Annotated in this window: 23 protein-coding genes and 1 pseudogene; 13 read left to right on the top strand and 11 right to left on the bottom strand. The window is 67.5% G+C overall.

The annotated features are described in order from the left end of the window. Positions 1-4: 4 nt before the first annotated feature. Genes AC1MGR_RS11915 through AC1MGR_RS11900 form a run of 4 tightly spaced genes read left to right on the top strand, consistent with a single transcriptional unit; the run spans position 5 to position 4,558 of the window. A complete protein-coding gene (locus AC1MGR_RS11915) occupies positions 5-610 on the top strand; it encodes a K(+)-transporting ATPase subunit C (protein WP_480234680.1) in 606 nt (201 codons plus the stop codon). A 9-nt stretch (positions 611-619) separates the two neighbouring features. Beyond that, positions 620-3,355: a DUF4118 domain-containing protein gene (locus AC1MGR_RS11910; protein WP_480234679.1), complete on the top strand. Its 2,736-nt coding sequence runs from the start codon at positions 620-622 to the stop codon at positions 3,353-3,355. Further along, a complete protein-coding gene (locus AC1MGR_RS11905) occupies positions 3,352-4,047 on the top strand; it encodes a response regulator (RefSeq protein ID WP_480234678.1) in 696 nt (231 codons plus the stop codon). Before AC1MGR_RS11910 ends, AC1MGR_RS11905 begins: the two co-directional genes overlap by 4 nt. 49 nt (positions 4,048-4,096) lie before the next feature. Then, positions 4,097-4,558 (top strand): PTS sugar transporter subunit IIA, encoded by a 462-nt coding sequence (locus AC1MGR_RS11900; RefSeq protein ID WP_480234677.1) that lies wholly within the window; start codon positions 4,097-4,099, stop codon positions 4,556-4,558. Between the two features lie 29 nt (positions 4,559-4,587). Here the strand turns inward: AC1MGR_RS11900 and AC1MGR_RS11895 are convergent, their stop codons facing one another. The 3 genes from AC1MGR_RS11895 to AC1MGR_RS11885 form a co-directional block, all read right to left on the bottom strand. Next, positions 4,588-4,905, bottom strand: coding sequence for a YnfA family protein (locus AC1MGR_RS11895; protein ID WP_480234777.1), 318 nt, complete (start codon positions 4,903-4,905; stop codon positions 4,588-4,590). Between the two features lie 63 nt (positions 4,906-4,968). Further along, on the bottom strand, positions 4,969-5,724 hold the full coding sequence (locus tag AC1MGR_RS11890) for a 2-keto-4-pentenoate hydratase (RefSeq protein ID WP_480234676.1): 756 nt from the start codon (positions 5,722-5,724) through the stop codon (positions 4,969-4,971). Between the two features lie 318 nt (positions 5,725-6,042). Further along, complete coding sequence (locus AC1MGR_RS11885) at positions 6,043-6,276, bottom strand: hypothetical protein (RefSeq protein ID WP_480234675.1); 234 nt, start codon at positions 6,274-6,276, stop codon at positions 6,043-6,045. A 215-nt stretch (positions 6,277-6,491) separates the two neighbouring features. On the opposite strand from AC1MGR_RS11885, the gene AC1MGR_RS11880 reads away from it, so the two are divergent. Genes AC1MGR_RS11880 through AC1MGR_RS11870 form a run of 3 tightly spaced genes read left to right on the top strand, consistent with a single transcriptional unit; the run spans position 6,492 to position 9,156 of the window. Then, positions 6,492-7,886 carry a TAXI family TRAP transporter solute-binding subunit gene (locus AC1MGR_RS11880; protein ID WP_480234674.1) on the top strand — a complete coding sequence of 465 codons (1,395 nt, stop codon included), beginning with the start codon at positions 6,492-6,494 and terminating at the stop codon, positions 7,884-7,886. Next, the gene (locus AC1MGR_RS11875) at positions 7,883-8,080 is read left to right on the top strand and encodes a DUF2934 domain-containing protein (RefSeq protein ID WP_480234673.1); all 198 of its coding nucleotides are present in this window, start codon (positions 7,883-7,885) and stop codon (positions 8,078-8,080) included. Before AC1MGR_RS11880 ends, AC1MGR_RS11875 begins: the two co-directional genes overlap by 4 nt. Beyond that, complete coding sequence (locus tag AC1MGR_RS11870; RefSeq protein ID WP_480234672.1) at positions 8,077-9,156, top strand: magnesium and cobalt transport protein CorA; 1,080 nt, start codon at positions 8,077-8,079, stop codon at positions 9,154-9,156. The genes AC1MGR_RS11875 and AC1MGR_RS11870 overlap by 4 nt, the downstream gene beginning before the upstream one ends. Positions 9,157-9,369: 213 nt before the next feature. Here the strand turns inward: AC1MGR_RS11870 and AC1MGR_RS11865 are convergent, their stop codons facing one another. Next, positions 9,370-9,843, bottom strand: a complete 474-nt coding sequence (locus tag AC1MGR_RS11865) for a YidB family protein (RefSeq protein WP_480234671.1) — start codon at positions 9,841-9,843, stop codon at positions 9,370-9,372. A 150-nt stretch (positions 9,844-9,993) separates the two neighbouring features. Between AC1MGR_RS11865 and AC1MGR_RS11860 the strand changes: the two genes are divergently transcribed. Next, positions 9,994-10,446: a hypothetical protein gene (locus AC1MGR_RS11860; protein WP_480234670.1), complete on the top strand. Its 453-nt coding sequence runs from the start codon at positions 9,994-9,996 to the stop codon at positions 10,444-10,446. Between the two features lie 141 nt (positions 10,447-10,587). Here the strand turns inward: AC1MGR_RS11860 and AC1MGR_RS11855 are convergent, their stop codons facing one another. The 4 genes from AC1MGR_RS11855 to AC1MGR_RS11840 all read right to left on the bottom strand — a co-directional run bounded on the left by AC1MGR_RS11855 (position 10,588) and on the right by AC1MGR_RS11840 (position 13,771). After that, positions 10,588-10,815 (bottom strand): hypothetical protein, encoded by a 228-nt coding sequence (locus AC1MGR_RS11855; protein WP_480234669.1) that lies wholly within the window; start codon positions 10,813-10,815, stop codon positions 10,588-10,590. 223 nt (positions 10,816-11,038) lie between these two features. Further along, positions 11,039-12,460 (bottom strand): TAXI family TRAP transporter solute-binding subunit, encoded by a 1,422-nt coding sequence (locus tag AC1MGR_RS11850; protein WP_480234668.1) that lies wholly within the window; start codon positions 12,458-12,460, stop codon positions 11,039-11,041. A gap of 213 nt (positions 12,461-12,673) precedes the next feature. Continuing rightward, positions 12,674-13,108, bottom strand: a complete 435-nt coding sequence (locus AC1MGR_RS11845; RefSeq protein ID WP_480234667.1) for a hypothetical protein — start codon at positions 13,106-13,108, stop codon at positions 12,674-12,676. Between the two features lie 405 nt (positions 13,109-13,513). Then, on the bottom strand, positions 13,514-13,771 hold the full coding sequence (locus tag AC1MGR_RS11840) for a hypothetical protein (protein ID WP_108037476.1): 258 nt from the start codon (positions 13,769-13,771) through the stop codon (positions 13,514-13,516). 291 nt (positions 13,772-14,062) lie between these two features. Between AC1MGR_RS11840 and AC1MGR_RS11835 the strand changes: the two are divergent. The 3 genes and pseudogenes from AC1MGR_RS11835 to AC1MGR_RS11825 form a co-directional block, all read left to right on the top strand. Then, positions 14,063-14,284 (top strand): annotated as a pseudogene (locus AC1MGR_RS11835) (GTP 3',8-cyclase MoaA); the annotation flags it as partial. 185 nt (positions 14,285-14,469) lie between these two features. Further along, positions 14,470-15,069: a cysteine hydrolase family protein gene (locus AC1MGR_RS11830; protein WP_480234666.1), complete on the top strand. Its 600-nt coding sequence runs from the start codon at positions 14,470-14,472 to the stop codon at positions 15,067-15,069. A 554-nt stretch (positions 15,070-15,623) separates the two neighbouring features. Continuing rightward, positions 15,624-17,705: a hybrid sensor histidine kinase/response regulator gene (locus AC1MGR_RS11825; protein WP_480234665.1), complete on the top strand. Its 2,082-nt coding sequence runs from the start codon at positions 15,624-15,626 to the stop codon at positions 17,703-17,705. Between the two features lie 140 nt (positions 17,706-17,845). Here AC1MGR_RS11825 and AC1MGR_RS11820 read toward each other — a convergent pair whose 3' ends face one another. Beyond that, positions 17,846-20,074, bottom strand: a complete 2,229-nt coding sequence (locus AC1MGR_RS11820) for a CHASE3 domain-containing protein (protein ID WP_480234664.1) — start codon at positions 20,072-20,074, stop codon at positions 17,846-17,848. A 579-nt stretch (positions 20,075-20,653) separates the two neighbouring features. Here AC1MGR_RS11820 and AC1MGR_RS11815 point away from each other — a divergent pair. After that, a complete protein-coding gene (locus AC1MGR_RS11815; RefSeq protein WP_480234663.1) occupies positions 20,654-21,658 on the top strand; it encodes an HWE histidine kinase domain-containing protein in 1,005 nt (334 codons plus the stop codon). 287 nt (positions 21,659-21,945) lie between these two features. On the opposite strand, the gene AC1MGR_RS11810 is transcribed toward AC1MGR_RS11815, so the two are convergent. Further along, positions 21,946-22,923 (bottom strand): sensor histidine kinase, encoded by a 978-nt coding sequence (locus AC1MGR_RS11810; protein ID WP_480234662.1) that lies wholly within the window; start codon positions 22,921-22,923, stop codon positions 21,946-21,948. A gap of 185 nt (positions 22,924-23,108) precedes the next feature. On the opposite strand from AC1MGR_RS11810, the gene AC1MGR_RS11805 reads away from it, so the two are divergent. Continuing rightward, the gene (locus AC1MGR_RS11805; protein WP_480234661.1) at positions 23,109-23,483 is read left to right on the top strand and encodes a response regulator; all 375 of its coding nucleotides are present in this window, start codon (positions 23,109-23,111) and stop codon (positions 23,481-23,483) included. Between the two features lie 18 nt (positions 23,484-23,501). On the opposite strand, the gene AC1MGR_RS11800 is transcribed toward AC1MGR_RS11805, so the two are convergent. Beyond that, positions 23,502-24,971 (bottom strand): PAS domain S-box protein, encoded by a 1,470-nt coding sequence (locus tag AC1MGR_RS11800; RefSeq protein ID WP_480234660.1) that lies wholly within the window; start codon positions 24,969-24,971, stop codon positions 23,502-23,504. Between the last annotated feature and the right edge of the window lie 87 nt (positions 24,972-25,058).

Here is a 25,058-nt window from a genome sequence, read left to right as displayed (position 1 = left end):
GTCCATGCTGAAACAGCTTCGCCCCGCTCTCGTCCTGCTGATCGCCCTGACGGCCATCACCGGGCTCGCTTACCCCCTCGCGATGACCGGCATCGCGGGGGCCATCTTCCCGGCCAAGGCCGCCGGCAGCCTGATCGAGCGCGACGGCAAGGTCGTCGGCTCCAGCCTGATCGGGCAGTCCTTCACCAGCGACCGCTACTTCCAGGGCCGCCCGTCCGCGACTAGCGCCGCCGACCCGGCCGACGCCACCAAGACCGTCCCGGCGCCCTACAATGCGGCGAACTCTTCGGGCTCGAACCTAGGCCCGACCAGCGCCGCGCTCGCCGAACGGGTCAAGGCGGACGTGGCGGCGCGCCAGGCCGAGAACCCCGGCAAGCCCGTCCCGGTCGACCTAGTGACGACGAGCGGCTCGGGGCTCGACCCGGACATCTCGCCGGAGGCCGCCCTGTTTCAGGTGCCCCGGGTCGCCAAGGCGCGCAGCCTGGCCGAGGATCGGGTGCGTGCCCTCGTGGAGGCCCAGGTTCAGGGCCGCCTGCTCGGCGTCCTCGGCGAGCCGCGCGTCAATGTGCTCGCCCTCAACCTCGCCCTGGACGAACAGGGCGGGAAGTAACCTTTCCGGATGAGCCGCTTGCCCAAGTCGATCCCGCACCATGATCCCGACCGGCCCTCGCCCGACGCGCTGCTGGCGGCCGCGCGCAGGGAGGAAGGCCGCCGGGGACACCTCAAGATCTTCCTCGGTGCCGCCCCCGGCGTCGGCAAGACCTACGAGATGCTCACCATCGGCCGGGCCCGCCTCAAGGGCGGCACGGATGTCGTCGTCGGCGTGGTCGAGACCCATGGTCGGGCGGAGACCGAGGCCCTGGTAGAGGGGTTCGAGGTCGTCGGTCGCCGCCCGGTCGCGTACCACGGCACGGTCCTGGAGGAGATGGACCTCGACGGACTCCTGGCCCGCCGGCCGGCCCTGGCCCTCGTGGACGAGCTCGCCCACACCAACGCGCCGGGCTCGCGCCACCCGAAGCGCTACCAGGACGTCGAGGAGCTGCTCGACGCCGGCATCGACGTCTACACAACCCTCAACATCCAGCACGTCGAGAGCCTCAACGACGTCGTCGCGCAGATCACCCGCATCCGGGTGCGCGAGACGGTACCGGACGGCATCCTCGACCGGGCCGACGACATCGAGGTGATTGATCTCAACCCCGACGACCTCATCCAGCGCCTGCGCGACGGCAAGGTCTACGTGAAGGGCAACGCCGAGCGCGCCCTGAAGCACTACTTCTCCCGCGGCAACCTCACCGCGCTCCGAGAGCTTGCCCTTCGACGCACCGCCGACCGGGTCGACGACGAACTCCTCAGCCACATGCGGGCGAACGCTATCGCGGGTCCCTGGGGCGCCGGGGAGCGGGTCCTCGTCTGCGTCAGCGAAGACCCGCGCTCGGCAGGCCTCGTTCGCCATGCCAAGCGCCTCGCCGACCGCCTGCACGCGCCGTGGACGGCCATCACCGTCGAGGGACCGCGCAGCCTCTCCCTTGACGAGGCCGCGCGGGACCGCATCGCCGACACGCTCCGCCTCGCCGACCACCTGGGCGGCGATGCGGTCACCATCCCCGGTGGCCGGCACGTGGCCGACGACATCCTCGCCTTCGCCCGTTCGACCAACGTCAACCACATCATCCTCGGCAAGGCCGACCGCTCGCCGCTGTTCGAGCTCCTTAACGGCTCGGTGGTGCACGACATCGTCCGGCGCTCGGGCAACATCAGTATCCACGTCATCACCGGCGAGGCGACCAAGGCCGACCCGGTCCTGCCAAAGACGGTCGCCGCCGCGGTCGAAAAGCGGCCGGTCGAGATCCTGCCCTATGCCGTCGGGCTTCTCGGCACGGCGGCGGCGCTCGGGGTGGCGCTGCTGGTCGAACCCTATCTCGGCGTCGAGAACGCCGACCTCATCCTGCTGACCGCCATCGTCGCCGTCGCGGTCCGCTTCGGCCTTGGTCCGTCGCTCTTGGCGGTGGTCGCGGCGTCGCTGGCCTACAACTTCTTCTTCCTGCCCCCGGTCTACACCCTGACCATCGCGGATCCGACCAACATTGCCGCGTTCCTCCTATTCACGGTGGTGGCCGTGGCCGTCTCGAACCTGGCCTCCCGCTCCCGGCGCGAGGCCGTGGTCTCGCATGGACGGGCCCGTGCCACCGAGCGGCTCTACGGCTTCAGCCGCAAGCTCGCCGGCTGCGGGACGCTCGACGACGTCCTCTGGGCCACCTCGGCCCAGATGGCCGCGATGCTCCGGGTCCGGGTCGTCCTCCTCCTTCCGGAGCAAGGTACGGTCTCGGTCAGGGCCGGCTTTCCGCCCGAGGACACCCTCGACGCGGCCGACCTCGGCGCGGCCAAGTGGGCCTTCGACAACGAGCGTCCCGCCGGGCGCGGCGCCGATACCCTGCCGGGAGCCAAGCGGCTGTTCCTGCCCATGCGCACCGGCCGCGGCATCGTCGGGGTGATCGGCCTCGATACCGACGGTAGGGGTCCGATCCTGTCGCCGGAGAACCGACGCCTGTTCGATGCGCTCGCCGATATGGCGGCGCTCGCCATCGAGCGGGTCCGCCTCGTCGAGGATCTCGACCGGGCCGAGCGCGCCGCGGAGACCGACCGCCTGCGCCAGGCACTGCTCACGTCGATCTCGCACGACCTTCGCACGCCCCTGTCGTCGGTGCTGGGGGCGGCCACGACCCTGCGCGACCTCGACGACGCACTCCCACGCGATTCCAAGAAAGATCTGCTGGAAACGATCATCTCGGAGTCGGAGCGGCTCAACCGCTTCATCGTCAACCTGCTCGACATGACCCGGCTGGAAGCCGGGGCGGTGGCCGCGAGCCTCACCCCGCAGGACGTCGGGGAGACCGTCGATACCGCCCTGCGCCGCTTGGAGCCGATCCTCGCCGGCCACCAGGTGGACCTCGACCTTCCGGCCACGTTGCCGGCCCTGCGGCTCGATCCGGTCCTGTTCGAGCAGGTGCTGGTCAACCTGCTCGACAATGCCGCCAAGTACGCGCCCGAGGGCTCGACGGTGACGGTCAGGGGCTTGGTCGAGCACGGACGGGTTCGGCTGCAAGTCCTCGACGAGGGCGACGGCCTACCCGAAGCCGATGTCGAGCGGGTGTTCGACAAGTTCTACCGGGTCCGAAAGTCCGACAGCGTCCGGGCCGGGACGGGTCTCGGCCTTGCCATCGCCCGAGGCTTCGTCGAGGCCATGGGCGGCACGCTGACGGCGGGCAACCGCCGCGACCGCCTGGGCGCCGTCTTCACCATCCTCCTGCCCGTGCCTCCGGCGGGACAGGTTCACTCGGATCTGGCGGCATGAGCATGAACATCCTCGTCATCGACGACGAGCCCCCGATCCGGAAGCTGCTGCGCATGGGCCTGGCCACGCAGGGCTACGAGATCTTCGAGGCCCCCGACGGACGGACCGCCCTGGATGTCCTTTCCCGCGAGAAGGTAGACCTGATCATTCTCGACCTTGGCCTACCGGACATGCGCGGGCACGACCTGCTTCGCCTCATCCGCAAGGACCATCGCGACCTGCCGGTGGTGGTCCTGTCGAGCCGCGACGACGAGGCCGGCAAGGTCGAGGCACTCGACCTCGGCGCCGACGATTACGTGACGAAGCCCTTCGGCATGGGCGAGCTCCTGGCCCGCATCCGCGCGGCCCTGCGCCACCAACTCGCCGTCCAGGGCGAGCGCGCCGTGTTCGAGGTCGACGGGCTGACCGTCGACTTGGTCCGCCGCCTCGTGCGGGTGAGTGGGGTGGACGTGAAGCTGACCCCGCGCGAGTACGACTTCCTGCGCGTCCTGATCCAGCATGCAGGCAAGGCCCTGACCCACGCCCAACTCATGAGCGAGGTATCCACCTCGTCCGACCCGCAGTACCTACGGGTCTATATGCGACAGCTCCGCCTCAAGCTGGAGGCCGATCCCGAGCGTCCCCGTATCCTCCTGACCGAGACCGGCGTCGGTTACCGGTTGAAGGCCCCGGACGACGAGGCGCGGACCTAACGGTCCTTCGCCTGAAACCTTCCGTAGTCCCCCGACCGAGCCTGCCACAATGACCATCGACGAGCTGCTTTCGCCCGACCACGTCGCCGTCGGCGTACGCTTTTCCGGCAAGGCCGCTCTCCTGGACGATTTGGCCCGCCGGGCCGCTCATGCGCTCGGCCTCGATGCCGCGTTGGTGCGGACGGCCCTGGAGAAGCGCGAGGGTCTCGGATCTACCGGGGTCGGGGACGGCATCGCCTTGCCTCACGCCCGGCTTGAGGCCGTCGGGCGTCCATTCGGATGCCTGGTCCGCCTGCGGGACGCGGTGGAGTTCGATGCAATCGACGAGCGGCCGGTCGACCTCGTCTTCCTCCTGCTGCTTCCCACCGACGCGCGGGGATCGCAGTTGAACGCTCTGGCCTGCGTCGCCCGCCGGATGCGCGACCCCGAGATCGTGGCTGCGATGCGTGGCGCCCGCGATGCCGGCGCGCTGTTCGCGGTCGTAAAGGGCGTGGTTCCAGCCGCGAGGTGAAGCTCAGGCTGGGTCCGCCGAAGCTCGCGTCAGGTGCCGCGCGGCCGCAGCAGGATCACGGCGGCGCCAACCAAGCAGATTGCCGCCCCACCGACGTCCCATCGATCCGGACGATGCCCCTCGGCGAGCCACAGCCATAGGATCGACGAAACGATGTAGACGCCGCCGTAGGCGGCGTAAGTGCGCCCGGCGCTCTCACTGTCGACGAGGGTCAGAAGGTAGGCGAAGAGCGCGAGCGAGGCCATCCCGGGCAACAGCCACCACGGCGAACGGTCGAGCCGTAGCCAGGCCCAGAACGCGAAGCATCCGGCGATCTTCGCGACAGCGGCGCCGACATAGGCGAGGATTGTCCTGTCCCGCCATTCGACGGCCTCCTGGTCGCGGTCAAGCCAGGATGGAGGATGCTTCCATCAGATGAGGTCGAGGGTCACCGCGCCTAGATCCTTGAACCTCGCTGTCACCCTTTGGCCGGGAACGACGCGAACCAGTCCTGTGCAGCTGCCCATCGCGACCACCTCTCCGGCCTCCAGGCGCCGCCCGCGGGCGGCCAGCCACCGAGAAGTCCAGGCCAAAGCACCGAAGGGCGCGCCGAGCGTGTCCGCCCCGTGGCCCCGGGCGACGGCGTGTCCGTCCAGGTCGAGGCGGATATCGGCCGAGGCGAGGTCGGAGGGGCCCCGGTACCTCACCCGCAGCCCGAGCACATGGACGACGTCGAGACCGAGGTCCGCCGTGGCGGTCAGCGCGTTCAGCGGGGTGCCATGGGGGACCCGGCGTCCGACGATCTGCAGTTCGAGGTGACACGCCAGGCAGGCTTCGGCGGCCTCCATCTCGCCCGCCGGACCTTCCGATGCATTCTCAAGGGGACGTCCGAGGACGAAGCAATATCCGGCCCCGAGCCCGATGATACCTTGCGGGAGCAGGTAGGCCGAGCCGTCTTCCAGAAGCGCCTCGCGGAGCAGCGGCGCGATCACCGGTTCCGTGCATCCCAGCAGACGGGCGGTCGTCGGGCTGGTCGCGCACAGAGCATAGCCGACGTGGGGCTCGGCGAGGATGCGCAGCGCCGCCTCCTGCACGTCCTCGGCCTCGGCCATGGTTGTCAGGCGGCCGAGGCCCGCGTCGAGGCTCGACGTGCCACGGCGCCGGGCCTCGGCGAGGCTTTCGGCCATCCGTTCGATCTCGTCCGGCGACACCGTCATGACGCGCGGTGCCGGATGGGCCTCGCACCGAGCCCGTGACGCGGCAGGATTGGAAACCGGCTTTCCCGGTCATCCGTCCGCCGCCGGCCACGCGTCACCCCCGCGAGATGGAGGAGCAGCGCCGAGGCCGGCATCCAGATGCAGAGAACGGCAACGGTGATGGACACGCTGAGTCCAAGGGCCCAGCAGGCGATGGCCCCGGCGGCGAGGCCGCACCCCGCCGCCACGAACCGTGCGACAAGGCGCTGGGTGCGCCGCGCCCGCAGACGTTGGTGTGCGTCGCCCATCTCAAATCCGGAGCTCGATGCGGTCCGTCGCGATGACGACGGCGTCCGGCCGGTGGTCGGTGAGATCGACCGCATAGTGGATCGCCGCGTCCCGCGTACGGAAGAGACCGCCGCCCAGGCCGTGGGTCTCGACGGCGACCCAGTGTCCCTGGATATCCTGGCCGACAATGAAGCTCGTGGATGGGGACAGGGGCTGAGGGGCGACGATGGCGGGGACCGGGAGGGGGACAGGCATGGATCGTTCTGGGTTCACGCGATCCATCGTCGGGACCGCAACCTCAATCTGTCCCTGGGCGCATAAGGGTTCGAGCGGGAGACTTGGCCTTTCGCATAAGTGTCCTATCAGGATTCCATGCAAATCCACTGGCCGGGGGCGCCCCTCACTCGCAAGGCAGGCCGCCGCAGCCCACCTTTGCAGATGGCAACGAGCCGTCGTGGGGGGATATTCGTTTGGTCAAGTCGGGGTCGCCGTTCTGGCGCGTGGTCTGGTTCTGTGCGCCGCTCCTGGCGCTGGCCGTCGTTGGCCTCGCCTATGCGTACCTCACGCAACCGACCACCCTGATCGTCGCCGTCGCGCCCAACGGCGGATCGGAGCCGGCTCTCCTGCGGGCCTATGCGGAGGCCCTGACACAGGGGAACGCGTCGATCCGGCTGCGTCTCGTTCCCTACGGCGGGGTCAGGGAGAGCGCCGAGGCCCTTCGGGACGGCAAGGCCGACCTCGCGGTGGTCCGGCCGGACGTGTCGATGCCGCGCAACGGGCTCACCATCGCGGTCCTGCGCGAGCAGGCGACCTTCGTGGTCGCGCCCCGCCAGGCCGGCATGAACGGCTTCCCCGCCCTCGCCGGCAGGCGGTTGGGCATCCTGGCCCCTCGGAAGGCGGACCATGCCCTCGTACGGAGCCTCGTGGAACGGCATGGCCTGGAACTGCGGGATGACGTCCCGGAAGGCGAGGTGCCCGGACGGGTCGTGGCCCTGGTTCCGGTCGAGGAAGGGGACATCGGACGCTTCCTCTCCGAGGGGCGCATCGCAGCGGTGATCCTGCTGACCACTCCGACGTCGGCCGCCGCGCAGCGCATCGTCGGGATTGTCCGAGGCGCCGACGCAAACGGCGACGCCACGTTGTTCGGGGCACCCGACAGGGCATCCATCCTTGCGCGCCTTCCACGGCTTCAGGCGGTCACCATCCCAGCCGGCCTTTACGACGGTGAGCCGCGCCTGCCGGGCGAGGACGTATCCACGGTGGGATCGTCCTATCGGCTCATGGCGCGCTCGACCCTGTCCCGCAGCGTTGCGGCGGAGGTGACGCAGCACCTCTTCGAGATGCGCGCGCTCCTGTCGGAAGCGACGCCGGCGGCGGAGGACGTCGCCCATCCGGCCTACGACACCACCGTCGGCGCCACCAGCGCCAGGCTGCCCATTCACCCGGGCGCCATCGACTATTACGAGCGCGAGCAGGAGAGCTTCATCGAGCGCTACGAGAGCTGGATCTACCTCGTGGCAATCTTCGGCGGCGGCCTCGGGTCGGTGGCCGCATGGCTGCGGCAGCGCGTGGGTCGCATCCGGCGCGAGCGGATCGAGGTGGCGACGTTGCGCCTGCTTGAGATCCGCTCGAACGCCCGTGGGGCGACCGACCGGGTCAAGCTGGAGGCGATGGCGGGTGAGACGGACGACCTGGCAGCCAGCATCGCGCGCCATGCGATGAGACGGACGAGCGAGCCGCGCACGCTGGCGGCGGCGACGCTCGCCGTGGATGCGGCGCGATCCACCATCACGCGGCGCCTCGGCCGCAAGGCGGACCCGCTCGCGGGCGGAACGGCGGACCGGTCAGAGGAGAGCTTGGTATGATGGCGCCGACGAATGCCGTGCCTTTCGAGCGCATCCGCGAGCGGGCGTTCGAGCTCTCGGACCGCCACCATCGGCCGGAGGGGCTCGACATCCGGTTCTGGCTCCTGGCCGAGCGGGAACTCAGGGCGGAGGCCGTAGGCACGAAAGGTCTCTCCCACGGGGTAGGCGCCGACCGCGACGGGGGTGCATCATGAGCGTCGGCGCGGCGGGGAACGCCGGTCTGGGCGATACCCGGTCTCAGGCATCGCCCAGGGAGCTCTCTCCGCCAGATCGTCCTATCCCTGCCAATGGTACCGAGACGTCCGGCATCGTCGCATCCGGTGTCTATGCCGGCGGACGTCGGGTCGCGGACATCCGGATCGACGAGGCCGGGGAATGGGCCAGGCGGCCGGACCATGTCGTCTGGATCGGCCTTTACCAGCCGTCGATGGAATTGCTCGTCGAAGTGCAGGAGCAGTTTGGCCTGCATCGCCTCGCCATCGAGGATGCGCGGCATGCCCACCAGCGCCCCAAGGTCGAGCGTTACGGCGAATGCCTCTTCGTCGTCGTGCGCACGGCGCAGTTGGTCGACGGACGCATCGCGCTCGGCGAGACCCAGATCTTCGTCGGGCGGGGCTTCGTCGTCACGGTTCGCCACGGCGCCTCGGCGTCATACGCACCCGTCCGCGAGAAAACCGAATCCTGCCCGAGGCAGCTTGCCCACGGTGAGGACTACATCCTCCATGCCGTCCTTGACTTCATCGTCGATAACTACCGTCCGGTCATGGAGACCGTCATGGCCGAGGTCGAGGCCATCGAGGACCGCATCCTCAAGCGCCAGCTTCTGCCGACGGAGGTGGAGCGCCTGTACCTCCTTCGCCGCGACCTGCTGCGGCTGCGCACGGCGGTGGTCCCGCTCGTCGAGGTCTGCCGCAAGCTGGAGCACGACGACATGGTGGCCATCGACGAGGAGATGCAGCCGCTGTTCCGCGACGTCTCCGACCACCTCCGGGGCGTCCAGGAGGAGATCGACGCCCTGCGCGAGGTTCTCGCCTTCGCGTTCGAGGCGAGCCTGATGCTGGGGCAGGCCCAGCAGACCAACATCACCCGGCGGCTCGCGGCCTGGGCGGCCATCCTCGCGGTGCCGACCGCCATCGCCGGGATCTACGGCATGAACTTCGAGGTGATGCCCGAACTCAAGTGGCGTTATGGGTACCACGCCGTATTGACCGTCATCCTGGGCACCTGCGGTATCCTGTATTGGCGTTTTCGCAGGAACGGTTGGGTCTAGCTGCGCGGTACGCGGCCGCCTCCGGTGCCGACCAGTAGCGGTCGACGAATGCCCGGATCGCCGTGGAAGCTCACTTATACATTCTCGCGCCCGAAGCGGATGCCTCCGTGCTGCGATTGGGCGGCCTCCGGAATATCAGCCTCTTCTTCGCTGCCTTCACGTGGCGCAGGTGGACCGGACGGGCGTGATCGAGAAACGCCTGTCCGTGAGCGGCTAGGCCGGCATCGGGCCGTCCGGCGTGTAGCGGTCGACGGCCTGCGGAAGCTCCTTCGAGAGCCGGGATAGAAGCTCCTCGCGGGACAGCCCGGTGCGCTGCGTCAGGGTTGCAAGCACGTCGGGACCGATGGCTTGCTCTAGGTTCTGCGGCGCGATCTCCTGGTTCGGACCCTGGGCGACCCAGGACTGAGCGGCGGACCCGTGGCCGGCCTGCTGGAAGCGGTTCAGCATCTCACCAAGCCCGCTGTTGAGAAAACCACCGGGGGCCGTGTTTTTCTGATTGCCCAGCAAGCCGCCGAGTAGTCCGCCCAATCCGCCACCCGTGCTACCGACCGCGGCTCCCGGTCCCGACTGCGCCGGTGACGCCTGCCCGGCCCCGCCCAGCATCTCGGCAAGCTTGTCCCGGTTCTGATACCCGGCCAGGGCGAGCAGGCCGAGCAGCGCCGTCATGGAAGGATAGCTATCGCTCATGCTTCATCTTCGGGCTGCGGTGCGGTCGATGCCGTCCGCCGTGGGGTTGGAGGCGGACAACCGCGCTTGGAAGCCGATGTGATGCACACCTCGGGCACGCGGAACCGGCGGGGTCGTCGGGGGTCAATCAGGTGGTATCGGAGAACCGACGTGAAGCTGCTGATATGTGCGGGTCTCGCTTGCCTCACAGCCGACATCGCCACGGCACAGGTGGTCGGTACGACCATCTCCAGTGAGGGCAATTGGGATCTCAAAAAATCGAGCACCGGCTCCGACGACGGCTCGTGCGTCCTGACGCCGAAGACCCCGTCCCGGGTACAGGTCACCCGGGGTCGTATCGATCTGACCGGAATGCCGAAGAACTCGATCTTCAACTATCAATACCGGGTCGATGATGGTCCCGCATCGACACCGGTCTTTCCATCTGACGCCATGCAGAAGGAGGGCAAAATCTCCATCGGCGGTGACGCGATGAAGGACATCGTAAAAGGTCGACGCTTCAGGTTTCGGATGCTCGACCGGTGGCATGAAGCCCTCTCGGAAGATGTCGATCTCACGGGCCTGAGCGCGTTGTACGAACGGCTGGAAGCGACGTGTCGATAGGAGGCCGACCTGAATGCATGTTCGCCCAGACCGGACGAGGGCTGCGTGCACCGGTCAGATGGCGGCGAGGCGCACGGCCCCCTCGTTCCGTCGAAGAAACGGAATTGCGAAGGGCGGATCGTTATCCATGAAGACAGGGTGTTATGCGCTACGCTCGGCGTCGCTCGATCCTGGGGCGTCACCCTCGATGCCGGTGTAGCGACCGTTGTCCAGCCTCGTGAAATAATACCCGCGACCGAGCCTTTCGGACATGTCCTTGGCCAACCGCGCCAGACCGCCCTTCCAATGTTTCGCCGCCGCCTCGTGAACCCTGGTCGGCAGACACTTCCGGATCTGAGCCGGCTTCATCGGGCCGCGCTCCAGCAGCACCCGTCTGACTTCCCACATCATGGAGTCCCAAGCGAGGGGGCGGAGACCTGACCTCGTCCACGGCAGAGGTAAGGGCGGTCGCCGGCGCATCTGCCGGGCTCGTCTCGGCGGGCATGAAGCGACCGTTCTCCTCGGCAATCGGCTTGCCCGCCTCGATCATCGTCCGCAGTCCCGGGCTTCGTCGCCCATCGGATGGGGGCGGCCCGAGCGCGGGCGTTCGGCCTCAGGGGGCAAAGCCGTCGCCCGCGAGATGGAGCCGGGGCCTTAGGATCGGCTTGGGGCCGGGACTTTCTCCGCCGGACGCGGCGTTCCGACAATCTGCCACCGTTGCCTTGGCCGTCTCGATGGCGATGCCGACCGCCGCCATGGTCTTCATCTCCGGTTGGCGCTCGCGGGCATAACGGACAACATCCGTGGCGAGCCGGTCGATCTCTATGTTCAGGGCTTCAATGGCCTCCGGCTCACGCAGGGTCCGTGCCTCGTCGATGATCTGCAACAATCGATCCGTGACCTCGTCGATGCGCTCGCGTCGGGCGCCAGCCAGCCTCTGGCGCAACCAGGCGACGGCGGAGGCCAGGCCGCCAGCCAGGGCCGCGAGCAGGTACAGGGTGTCGCCGTACCGGTCGACGAAACTGTGCTGCTCACGTTCGTAGTAGTCGATGGCGCCGGGGTGGATCGGGATGCGGGCGCTGGTCGCGGCGGCGGTGGTGTCGTAGGCTGGCGCCAGCACGTACTCGGCCGCGTCGCTCGTCTTCGCGGCGGCCGTGCGCATCTCGAACAGGTGCTGCGTGACGTCCGCGGCGACCACCCGACTGAGGGATGCGCGGGCCATTAGCCGGTAGGAGGCACCCACCGTCTTGACGTCGTCGTCCGGCAGTTTGGGATGCCCGCCGAACAACCCTCCGGGAATCGTCACGGCCTGAAGGCGCGGGAAGCGCTCGATCACGGCGCCGTCGTCGGGCACTCCGACGAAGTTGACCTTGCCGCCCTTGCTGACGCCCTTGACCGCCTCGACGAGGGCCAGCGCCTTCGGGGCGGACGGGGCGATGATGCTGACGAAGGCGTCGATCTTCCTGGCCTGGATCGCGGGGCCAACCTGGGCGGCGTCGACCGGCACCAGCAGCACCGCCTTGGCCGGGACTTTAGCGCCGGCTGCGTCCGTCTCCAAGGTCATGCCGTAGTAGCCGAGGATGTTCTTCAGGAGGGAGAAGTCGGCATCCTTATGCGCGGCAATGCCGAGCCGCCGGCCCCCGAGCTTCGGGAAATCGTCGATGCCCGTCGTCTCCGGCGAGACGATGACCATGGCCTGGTCCCGCAGGATCGCGAGGGTGAGACCGTTGGCCGGCAGATCGACGTCCGGCCGAACGACGGCGAGGTCGGCGCGCCCATCCTCAAGAGCGGCGGCACTTTCCCTGACGTCGTCAAACGACAGGATCTTGAGGCGGACGTTCTCGCCACCGGCATCCAGGGCGTCGGCATAGGCCTTAATCAGCGCCGGCTCGGTGCCGTCGCGCGGAGCGACCGCGATGACGAGCGTGGTGGCCTGCGCAAGGTAGATTGCGAGAGCGCCGGCACCGAGGATGACCGCGATGGCGCCGACGGCGAGGGTGGCGCGGCCGAACAGCCATTGGGGAAGCTTCGGCATCGCTGGCGATGATCCTCTGGGTGCATGTTCGGCCAAGCAACGAGCAGCGGTGTCGTCGGCTCCGCCTCAGTGCGACGTTCTCGACAGGATCAAGAGAACGTGAAGCGCCCCGCCATCGCCGACGGATGGGTCACGCCTCCTGTTCCGTGGGATCCCTGTTCGACCTGTCGACACCCGGCGCGACCGGGCGCGGACAGGCCGCAGCGATTTCGCCTAAGCGGCAAGGGGCTTGGCGTGACGGATCTTGCCGTCGAGTTCCACGTGGATCGCATGGCGGACGCCGTCCTTCACGCCGATGATCTCGAAGTGCTTCGGCTTGCGCTTGGGCTCCCCCTCGACCTCATAGCCCTGGGTGTTGACCGCGGCGCGGGCTGCGTCCGAATCCGCCGCGGCATGCTTGTCGTCCTCGTGCTTCGCCGGCCACGCGACCGCGCGCGTCGTGCCGTCCACGAGGGTGATGGAGGACACCTTGATCTCGGAGGGCTTGCGCGCGCCCTGGATCGTGATCCTGTCGCCCTCGGCGATAGCGATGCCCTCGGCACCCTTCGGCCCCAGGTCGGCGAGGACCCGGCCGTCCTTGCCCTCGAGGGCGAAGCGGTGCTCGAAGACGGCCCAAACGGTGCCGGTGACGGTCTGCATGTCATTCATGGGAAATATTCCTCAGGATGTCGTTTGCCGGCCTGGCGCACGGAATTATCGCCGTGCCAGGATGGGCCCTGTCCGTGAAGCGCCGATGGAAGGCAGCGCCCGCCCCTGTCGGGGTTGTGGGCTTTCTAGGTCAGGGCTTCCAACTCATCCTGAACCGGACCATTCAGCTCCCATTAGGGAGCCGCAACCCGTGTCGACATCGCGGAGCGAGCGGAAGAACGCTCTGCGCCCCGCCGTGGCAGGCTTCAGCCACGCCGGCACCGGATGCGCGCATCCGCCACCGCATCGGGCGTGAGCGGCGCCGGAACCCCGGAGGCTGGGAGACACGGCACGCCCGGCGATCGGCGAATGTGCGGGCCAGACCCAGCCCGCCGGCATGAACCGGCGGCCTGAGCCTGCCGGGGATCAGCGTCCGCCGGCGCTGCTGTTCGGGATAGCCTGCTCGGGACGCCCGGCATTGCCGCCGGCGGCCGAGTCCGTCTCGATGGTGTCGGCGCCCGTCGCGCCGCGCGAAATGACGAGGTCGCGATCGTTACCGGTGCTGTTGGGCTCCCGCACGACGGTCGCGCCGTCGGTGCCGGGCTGGCGGAGAACCCGGTCGCTTTGTGCCATTGCCGGGGACAGCATCAGGGTGGCCAAACCTGCCAGGAGAAGCGTTTTCATGAAGGAGGACCTCAATCCGGCGTCCACGCCTTCGCGGACGATCGGGGATAAGCAGATCGCCCTCGTCGCGTTTCCGTCTCCCCGCTTCACAAGCGCGATATCCGTTCAAGACAGGTCCCGCGCCGGCTCCGAAGATCCGTATGGGCCGGCCTGTCGCTGCAGCGTGTGGTCGTCGCCCAACGCAACATCTCGGATCAGCGTTTCGAATGCCAATGTCCGCTGTTCCGGACTTATCTTTCGAAGCGGACCGGCTGTAATCCACTCGACACCGTCGTAGAGCCGACAGGCGGATCCCGCGTGCACCTGACCTGCACGGGCAAGCTCTACCTCTATCTTGGCCAGGACGACGCCGCCGATCTGCGGGCGCCCCTGCTCGCGTCTCCGCACGATGACGAGCCCGTCACCCGGGCGTTGGTCGACGCCATCGCACGCAAGCCGAAGGGCCACGACTTCGTCATCGAGCGGGCGCGACCAGCCACGGTCCGGCGGCACATGAGCGTGACCGGCGGTTAGGTGGCTCCCCCCGTGCCATCGACGATACCAAGCGGGTGGGCACGGCGTCCAGGCGGACCGAACGCGGCTCCGAGGCCATCCGGCGTCCGATTGCACCTATGGACGGGGTACTTCCCGGGTCGCCGGTGGTAGGTTGTCGCCGAACGCCGACGCCGGCGCACCGCGACGACAAGGGAGCAAACAGCATGTCGGAACTCGCCACTCTTCGCAGCCTCTCTGGCCTCGGCACCGACTTTGCAACCTTCAAGGGGTCTGCCCTCGTGATGGTCGACCTGCAGAACACTTACCGCGAGGGGGTGATGCGCCTCGTAGGCGTCGAACCTGCGCTTCGCGAGGCCTCTGCCCTGCTCGCCCGCGCACGCGACGCGGGTATTCCGATATTCCACATCCAGCACGACGCGGGGCCGGGCTCGCCCTACGACGTCAGGGCAGCCATCGGCCGGATCAGCGACGAGGTCGCCCCCCGGGGAGACGAGGCGGTGATCACCAAGAACTACCCGAACTCGTTCGTAGGCACCGACCTACAGGCGCAACTCGATGCCGTTGGCATCAAGGACCTCGTGCTGGCGGGTTTCATGACCCACATGTGTATCAACTCGACCGCGCGCGGCGCATTCAGCCTGGGGTTCCGGCCCACCGTGGTCGCCTCCGCTACGGCCACCCGTGACCTACCCGCGCCGGATGGTTCGGTCGTCCCCGCCTCGCAGCTCCAGGCGGCGAGCCTCGCCGCCCTTACGGACCTCTTCGCCGTGGTCGCACCGAGGCAGGGTGACATTCGGGGCTAAGGTGCCCTGACGGCGAATGGAGCGGGCAGCCTCCAGGACAAGCCGACAGCCTTCTGCGGCTGCCACGGGTCAAGAATAGGCTGTCCTTTTCCGGGATTCCCGCTTTAGAGCGGCACCTCGCCATCGGACGGATACTGCCGAGCGTCGAACGTCCCCCTCGATTACCCGATGCTCGGAAGCCGACAGGTAGGTATCCACCCCAAGCCGCCGTTCCGCACTCGACCCAAGCCGGTCGTTCACATCGTTATCGGCGCTTCCTGTAAGCAGCCGTTCGTTGCCCTGATGGCGACTTTGGTTCGAAGCGAAAAGCAGGCACCCCAGCCCGGCGGAGGAGCAATCCCTCGGCGACCCCCGAAGGCGCATGTGCCATAAGGGGGCATGGCCCCTGACATGTCCTCCGATGTGCCGAAGCGCGCGATCACGTCGTTCGGCGACTGCGAAAACTACGACCGCACGGTCTTCGACACGCGCGATGAGAGGTCTCACCGACGCAGCGAGAAGACGTCCGGACGCAGCCATTGCCACTTCGTACGGCGTCCGCTGGGCATGACACGGTGAGCGACGCGACAGCGTTCCTGGCCGGGGGCGGTGAGGCCGCGCGCCTCATCCGCGCGCGCGACTGGTCTGCCCATCCTCTTGGGCAACCTGAGACGTGGCCGCAAGCTTTCAAGACCGCGCTCTCGCTGGTCCTGAACTCGCCCGAGAGCATGATCCTGGCCTGGGGGCCGGACCTGCACTTCTTCTTCAACGACACCTATTCCCGCCTGCTCGGCCCCCGGGTGGCCTGGGCCATGGGCGAGCGTTTCGACAGAGTCTGGGCGGATGCCTGGGAACAGGCCAAGCCCATCATCGAAGACGCCTTCGCCGGGCGCAGCCACCGCTTCGAGGACCTTCCGTGGACGCTCGATACCGACCGGGGGGCGGCGGAGACCTGGTTCTCCTTCTCGTATTCACGGGTGCTGCACGCCGACGGCAGGATCGCGGGCCTGTTCATCTTCACCAACGAGACCACGCAGCGGGTGCTGGCCGACGCCGCGCTGAAGGACAGCCAGGAGAACCTCGAACGGGCACTCGGCGAGGTGCGCAGCCTGAACGCGACTTTGGAGCGGCGCGTCGAGGAGCGCACGAACGAGCGGGACCTGATGTGGGACACCGCGCCCGACCTGATGCTCATCATCGACTTCGCGGGCGTCTTCCGGCGGGTCAACCCGGCATGGACCCGCCTTCTCGGCTACGAGCCGCACGAACTGGTCGGTCACCACGTCAACGAGTTCGTCCTGGCGGAGGACCACGTCGAGACGGTCGACGCCTATACCGAGGCGTCCGAGGGCGGGATGCCCCATATCGTCAACCGCTACCGGCACAAGGATGGCTCGACGCGCTGGATCTCATGGACCGCCGCCCCGGCCGGAACGCTGACCTACGCGACCGGACGCGACATCACCGAGGCCCGGGAAAGGCAGGCCGAGCTGGAGCAGGCCCAGGAGGCTCTGCGCCAATCCCAGAAGCTGGAAGCCGTCGGTCAGCTCACCGGCGGCGTCGCCCACGATTTCAACAACCTGCTGACGATCATCCGCTCGTCCGTGGATTTCCTTCGCCGACCGGACCTGCCGGAGGCGCGCAAGGATCGGTACCTCAACGCCGTGTCCGATACGGTTGAGCGCGCCGCCAAGCTGACCGGCCAGTTGCTCGCCTTCGCACGCCGCCAGGCCCTCAAGCCGGAGGTGTTCGACGTCGGCGAGAGGATGCGCGGGATCGCGGAGATGCTCGATACTGTGACGGGCGCCCGCGTCCGCGTGGTCGCGGCGGTGCCTGACGTGCCGTGCTTCGTTCGGGCGGACCTGAGCCAGTTCGAGACCGCGCTCATCAACATGGCCGTCAACGCACGCGATGCCATGGATGGGGTCGGAACACTCACCCTGCGCCTCGGATGCCGGACGGCCCTTCCCGCCATCCGCGGCCATGCCGGCTCGCGCAAAGCCTTCGCCGCGGTCTCTCTCGTCGACACGGGTTCAGGCATCCCCCCGGACCTGCTCAGCCGGATCTTCGAGCCGTTCTTCACCACCAAGGAGGTCGGCAAGGGCACGGGGCTCGGCCTGTCGCAGGTCTTCGGCTTCGCAAAGCAATCGGGCGGCGACATCGACGTGGCCAGCATGGTCGGGGAAGGCACAACCTTTACGCTCTACCTGCCGGAAGTCGAGCAAGAGGAGGTCCCAGCCCGTGTCCGCGGGCCCGACGGGGGCCTGACGCCTCTCGGCACGGGGCAGCGCATCCTCGTCGTCGAGGACAACATCGGCGTCGGTCAGTTCGCGACCCAGATCCTTGAGGACCTGGGTTATCGTCCGACCTGGGCGGCCAACGCCGAGGAGGCGTTGGACCGATTGGGCGGCGACGGCGCCGGCTTCGACCTGGTGTTCACCGACGTGGTGATGCCAGGCATGGGTGGCGTAGAGCTCGCCAAGGCACTGCAGCGGCGGATACCGCACCTGCCGGTGGTCCTGGCATCCGGCTACAGCCACGTGCTGGTGCAGGAGGGCACGTACGGGTTCGAGCTACTGCAGAAACCGTATTCGGCGGTGCAACTGGGCGATGTCCTGCACCGGCTCCTCGGCTTCCATGCGAGGGGTTCGGTCTAATCAGGCCCGGCCTCAACTTGGTCGGTGCGTTCGAAACCCCACGATGTCCCCTTCGATGCACTTGCCGTCCGAAAGCAGACCGGCGGAAAGCCACCCATCACGGTCGCTCTACGGTCTGCCCAGAAGATTTTGCGGTCCCGCTAGACATCCCGACGCGGTCGCAACGCCACGATGTTCGGCGCCTCGATGCCGGCGGTCGTAGGCGGGCCGAGAATCTCGGCGACCTTGCGGGCGAGCTGCTCGCGCTTGAACGGCTTGCCGATGAGGTGGACCCCATCGTCGAGGCGGCCGTGGTGGACGATCGAGTTCTCTGTGTAGCCCGACATGAAGATCACCCTCACCTCCGGACGGATGGCGGCAATGCTCTCGGACAGATCGCGTCCGCCTACCTTTCCGGGCAGCACCACGTCGGTCAGCAGCAGGTCGACCTGCGCGGCATGGAGCCCGAATATCCTCAGACCTTCCTCGCCGTCGGCCGCCTCCAACACGCGGTAGCCGAGATCGGAGAGGATCGCGCAGGCGATTTCGCGAACCGCCGCCTCGTCCTCGACCACCAGCACCGTTCCCGATCCGCGCGGCAGGTCGATGGGTGCGGACGTGCGGATCGCGACGGCCTCGACGGCTTTCATGGCGCGCGGCAGGTAGATCTTCACCGTCGTGCCCTGGCCGGGTTCGGAGTAGATCTTCACGTGCCCGCTCGACTGCTTGACGAAGCCGAACACCATGGCAAGGCCGAGCCCGGTGCCCTTGCCGTCGGGCTTGGTCGTGAAGAAAGGCTCGAACACCCGCGCCACGACTTCGCGCGTCATGCCGTGGCCGGTGTCGGAGACCGCCACCATGGCGTAGTCGCCCGGCGTAACCTCGGTGTTGTCGCGTGCGTACGCGTCGTCCAGCACCTTGTTGCCGAGTTCGATGGTGAGGCGGCCACCGCCCGGCATCGCGTCGCGGGCATTCAGAGCGAGGTTGAGGACGGCGCTCTCCAATTGCGCCGGGTCCGCCATAGCTGGCCACAGCCCGGCGGTCTCGACGTAGCGGACGTCGATGTGCTCGCCGAGAGTTCTAAGCAGGAGTGGCACGAGGTCGGGCATCGTCGCGGATAGGTCGATGGCGGCCGGTGCCAGTGGCTGCTTGCGGGCGAAGGCTAGAAGCTGGCCGGTCAGCGTCGCCCCGCGTTGGGCCGCCCACGCCGCGCGCTCGATGCGCTGCTGCAGCTTGAGGTCGTCGCCCACCTTGGCGCGCACGAACTCAAGGTTCCCGACGATGACCTGTAGCAGGTTGTTGAAGTCGTGCGCGATGCCCCCGGTCAACTGCCCGATGGCCTGCATCTTCTGGGCCTCCCGCAGCACCCCCTCGGCCTGGACGCGCTTGGTCATGTCGGAAAGGGTCAGCACGAACCCGCCATCCGGCATCGGGGTGCGCCGAATCTCCAGGTGGTGGCTGTCGGCGCGCTCGCGCTCGTAGGTAACCGCTTCGCCCGGCTTTCGGACGCCATGCCGGATCTGATCCTCGGTTTCCAGCGCGGGTCGACCCGACTCCGCCGTGTACTCGACGAAGGCGGCGTAGGCGGTGCCTGGCCGCACCATGGCCTTCGGCAGGTCGAGCAGGACCTGAAAGCAGTGATTCCAGTTCTTGAGTTTCTGGTCCGGTCCGAAGACACCGACGCCCTGGCTGAGGCTGTCGAGGGTGGTGCGAAGGCGCAGGACAAGATCGCGCTGGCTGGCCTCGGACTTGTAGGAGCGCAACCATGCCTGGTTCATCAGGCGTGCCGCTGCCAACAGGATGAGGATGGCGAGCCCGGAGCCGCCGATGACCATCCAGCGCACCCAACTGGCGCGGGCATCGTTCTGGGCGACGCGTTCGGCGAGCAGCTTCTCCTCGTCGGAAAGCATCGCCGTGAGGGATCCCTCGGCATCCCGCATGTAGGCACGGCCGGTGTCGGCGTTGACGATCCGCAGCGCCGTTTCCAAACCGGAATCCCGCCTTGCCTGCACGGTCTGGGCGAGCTCTTCCAGCTTGTGCTGGATGACTGGTGCGAGGTCGCGCAACCGCCGCTGCTGGACCGGATTGTCGGCGGTGAGCTTCTGCAACTCGCCCTGGAGCACGCCGATGCGGTCGCGGGCGGCGTCGTAGGGTGCGAGGTACTCGTCCTTGCCGGTCAGGACATATCCGCGCTGGCCGGTCTCGGCGTCGCGCAGGGCGATGGCAAGGTCCTTCAGCGTGCCGAGGACGTCGTAGCTGTGCTGCGACCATTGCCGCGCATCGCGGGAGGCGTTGAGTCGCTCCCAGGTCACCGCGCCGACGAGGGCGAGGATGACCAGCAGGACCGCGAGGATCAGGACGTTCGCGCGTGCGACGAGGTTCTTGGTCATGCCATTGTTCCCCGCGTTCGCAAGCCATGACCACCGGCATGGGCCGAGACCGTGATCCCTGGTACCCGAAGGTGGGGGATATGCGGACGCTCGGGAACCTGTGCTTCATTCATAGCACGGGGCACGGCGATTGAACCGGAAATACGCTCTCGAGAAATCGTCGTGAGATGTTGCCTTCGGATACGTGGGGCCGAGTGAAAGCGGCCATACGATGAAGGGCCGCGTCCCGACGATGTCATCGCAACTCTCGGGCATACGACGACTCTGTTCCCGTTTCGCTACACCCGGACAGACGCACGACGGTGTGGGCGCTGCGGTGCCTCGATTGGCCCTTGGACAAGGCGGCGCCAGTCCTCCTCGATGCGGTCCGAGCCGTCGCGCCCTGGGACCGCGTTCGGCCGCGGCTCGTTCTCGCCGACCCGATCGTCGCCCTAGTGGACCAAGGGTTGAGAGACGTGCGCCGCTCATGCAACCGAGGAACCCATTCACCGTTGACCGACGGTTCCATCGTTCTGCCCGCCGCAGTCCCAGCCCCATCGGAAGAGTTTCGTCCGCGTGACCATACTGGAGACAACGCGTGTGACGCGTAGCGTTGTGGCGGGGCTTGAGGGGGTCGAACTGCGTCTCCTGAAGGCAGCGGTCGAGGCAACCGGCGAGGCCATCCTCATCACCGATTCCGACGTCCACGAGGGCGGACCAAGGATCGTCTACGCGAACCCAGCCTTCACCCGTCTTTCGGGTTACGAGACGCACGAAGTCATCGGGCGCAGCCCGCGCTTCCTCCAAGGGTCTGGAACCGACCGCGGTATCATCGACCGGATGCACGACGCGCTGGCGGCGGGGAAGTCGTTCCAGGGCGAGGCGCTCAACTATCGCCGGGACGGATCGACCTACGTGGTCGAGTGGCTGATCACCCCGGTTCACGATTCGGACGATGTCATTACCCACTGGGTCTCGGTGCAGCGAGACGTCAGCGAACGTCGGGCCTTCGAGGACCGACAAGCGATGATGGTGCGCGAACTCCACCACCGCGTGAAGAACACCCTGGCGACGGTGCAAGCCGTCCTCAACGCGACCCTGCGCTCCTCCCTCTCGATGGCGGAGTTCGGTCGGGCCTTCAGCGGCCGGATCATCTCGCTCGCACGAACCCATGCCCTGATCACGGAGGACCACGCGCAGGTCGCGTCGTTCGAGGGACTGTTGAGGGCTGAGCTCGACCCCTACAACGAGAATGGTCGGATCACGCTTCGGGGGCCAGACCTGTTGCTGTTCTCGCAGCTGGCGGTTCCGGTCGGTATGGCCTTGCACGAATTGACTACCAACGCCCTCCGGCACGGCGCCCTGGCGCACCCGGGGGGACGGGTCGCGGTGACCTGGACCGTCGAGGATGAAACGGACGGGCCGTGCCTCGTCTGGGTCTGGAACGAGCATGACGGACCACCGCCGAGCCTGCCGACCCGCGAGGGGTTCGGCACGCGGGTGCTCAAAAGAATCTTGACGGCCCAGGCGGCGGCCAAGGTCGACGTGGCCTTCGAGGCCGACGGCCTTCGCATCGAAGTCCGGGTTCCCCTAGCGAAGCGGTAGTAGAAAAAATCTGATGCTTTGTGCCCCCGCCGAACGTCCGTAACAGGTGAGTTACGGACCTTGTCCCTTCATTCAGAAGCGGACGGTCCGCCTACGACCCAAGCCGGCCGTACAAGCCCCGCGTCGATACTCCCCAAAAGCCGCCATTCATCGGCCGTCCGACAACTTCGGCTCGGAGGGGAAAGCAGAATGCCCAATAGTACGCGGGCACGATTCGCATCAGTCGAGGGGTGCTTCAAGGTCATCCCGGCAGTCAGGCACTGCGAAGGATGAGATCGGGGGAAGGCTCACCCGACGGGTATGACCATCGCGAAGTGCATCCCACCGCCGTCTATGGTGCGCTCGAAACGGCCGCGCAGGCTCCGTTCGATGGTCTGCCTAAGGAGGCGGGAGCCGAACCCCGTACCGTCGGCCTTTTCAGCCTTGGACGGCGCCACGCCCTCTACCCAGGTCAGCTGCATCTCAAGTGCGTTGAAACTTCCTTTGAGCCTGAGGGTCCCGCCACCGGACAGGGCCCCGTACTTGGCGGAGTTGGTCGCGAGCTCGTGGAAGATCATCGCATAGTCGTTGACTTGGCCCGGCGCCGCGGTTGCGCTCGGATCGATGGCAACCTCGATGTTGGCGCCGTCGCGGTAGGGGGACAGGATGCGCTCGGCGAGATCCTGAAGCCTGACGTTGCCGAGGTCGTGCTTGTACGAACGCGTCGCCAGCGACGTCGCCTCGTGTAGGACGCCGAACCGCCGGGACAGGTCCTCGGCGAAGTTGGGCGTCGACTTGGCCTCGCGGGCGACGATGGCGGTGAGCGCGCGCGCGACCGTGAACATGTTCGAGACGCGATGTTCAAGTTCGGCCGTCAGCAGGTGCTCGGCCTCCTCGGCCCGCTTGCGGTCGGTGATGTCGAGGAAGATGGCCTGCACCCACTCGCCAACCTGGCCGGCGTCGCCCCCGACGCCGCGCGCCGAGATCCAACGGGCGTCGGGTCCGTCGCCGATGCGGAAGTCGAAGCTGTAGGGGCCCGGGTCGGTCGCGCTCGCGTCCCAGTCGAGCATCATCCCGCGCCGGTCCTCGGCGTTCACCTGGGCGAACAGGTCGTCGATGGGGACGACGGACTTGTATGTGCCCCAGAACTCCCTGCAGAGGGCATCGAGCTGGGCTAGGCGCCGGCTCGGCGACCACGCCCACAGGGCGACGCCGCCGCGGTGGATCGTGTCGGTAAAGTTTTCGAGCGTCCACTCGTAATTGGTCGGCGTCGTGTCCTCGGCCATGCAATCCCTGGGTCGATCCGGAGCCTAGGCGATGCCTTCCGTATCGCCGCGGAGGTAAACCCTTCGATGGAGAATTGGGTCCACGGCCAAGGTCGGGATGGTGCCAAAGGTTGAGAGCAGCCGCGGCTCCTTCAACACCACGTTCGAAGCAAGCAACTCATCCACGCCTGGCCTGTTGAAATGCCATGACGATGAAGCGCGCCCCCGAAGCATCGGTCATCCTCGTAGTCGAGGACGACGACCTCGTCCGCATGATTGCCGCCGAGATGCTGGAGGATGCCGGCTTCACGGTGGTCGAGGCTCGCCATGCCGACGAGGCCTGGGCGATCCTGCATCAGCGCTCGGACATCGGAGTGGTCTTCACCGACGTCGACATGCCTGGGTCCATGTGCGGCGTGACCCTCGCCGTGCGCGTCACTGAGAACTGGCCCGACATCAGGCTGGTCCTAACGTCTGGTCGCCACCGGTTCTCCGCAGGTGAGGTCCCCGACCACGGCATGTTCGTTCCCAAGCCCTACCGGGCATCCCAGGTCATAGACGCGATCCACGAGGCGGACTGACGCCGGCGTCGGCATCCTTCAGTCCCTCGTAATCTCCGGCAGCGGCGCCTCGGCCGTGAACACGACGCCGCGTGGGCGGTAGTCGATCTCGGCCGTCCCGCCGATTTCCTGGGCGAGCGCCCGCTCGATCATGCGGGAGCCGAAACCGGTTCGGGTCGGTCGGCAAACATGGGGCCCGCCCACCTCCTGCCACTGGAACCAGAGCCGATTGAAACCGGACCTGTCCGCGACGTCCCAACTGACGATCACCCGTCCGTCGTCCAGCGAGAGGGACCCGTACTTCACCGAATTCGTCGCGAGTTCGTGGATGGCAAGGGCGAAGGCCAGGGCGACGCGAGGTGCAAGGCGGAGGATCGGACCGCCGATCTTGAAGCGATGGTCCTGCTCGACGCCGAACGGGTGCAGCGCCGCGATGACCACCTCCGTCAGGGTCGCCCAGTCGCCGCTGCCCCGTGCCAGCATCTCCGTCGCGGCTGACAGGGAGCGCAGACGGGATTCCATCGCGACCTGCGCCTCCTCCAGGGAGGCCGCGCCGCGCAGCGTCTGTCGAGAGATGGATTGGACGGTCGCCAAAGTGTTCTGGATGCGGTGGTTGAGTTCGCCCGCCAGGAGATCCCGGTGCTCCTCCGCCCGCTTGCGGTCGGTGATGTCCAGACTGATCCCGGCGATACTCAGGGGCGTGCCGTCCGCACGGTACGACGCCTGCCCGCGGAACTGCAGCCAGCGGGTCTCGCCTTGCTGAGTGATGACCCGGATCTCGACGTCGTAGTCCGAGTGGCCCGCGATGGCGGCGTCACGGGCCGCGAGCTTCCTGGGAAGGTCGTCCGGGTGGATAGCCGCCAGCATCTCCTCGTAGGTGAGAGGGTCGTTCGGTGCGCGTCCGAGATTCTCCTTGAACCCGTCCGACGAGACGAGGCGCATCACGCCGAGATCGAGCGTCCAGGCTCCGAGGCGCCCGGCCTTCAGGGTGAACCGAAGGCGCTCCTCACTCTTAATGAGTTCGAGGGACCGGCGCGCGGACTCCGCCTCCAGGGCATCTCGGTCCTTCTGAAGGAAGACGAGACGCTCCTTTTCAAGGGTCACGTCGTATTGCGAGGCGAAGTAATAGGTGAGTTCTCCGTCCTGCGCGAAGACCGGCGAGACGAGGAGGCGGTTCCAGAACGCGGTGCCGTCCTTGCGGCGGTTCTTGAGGTCGATCTCGATGGTGACGCGCCGCTCGATGGCATCCCGGATGCGGGCGACGTCCTCCGGGTCCGTCTCGGGACCCTGGAGGAAACGGCAGTTGCGTCCGATGATCTCCTCGCGGGCGTAGCCGGTCAGCTTCACGAACGCTTCGTTCACATACACGATAGGATTGTCGGGCAACCGCGGGTCGGTGATGACCATCGGCATGCGTGTCGCGCGCACGGCGGCTGCAAACGGATCGGAGCCAGCGACGGTGCTGGTGATCTCGGCGTCGATCCGCGCGCCATCGGCATGGTCGTTCAAGATGGAGAATTCCCGTTGATCAGAATCGTTCTACAGAGCCGATCCAGTCCTGCCAGGGGCGTGGATGTCACACTGCTCAGTTGGCGT

This window comes from Methylobacterium sp. BI1, assembly GCF_056680125.1.
This window is presented reverse-complemented; position numbering and strand designations above follow the sequence as displayed.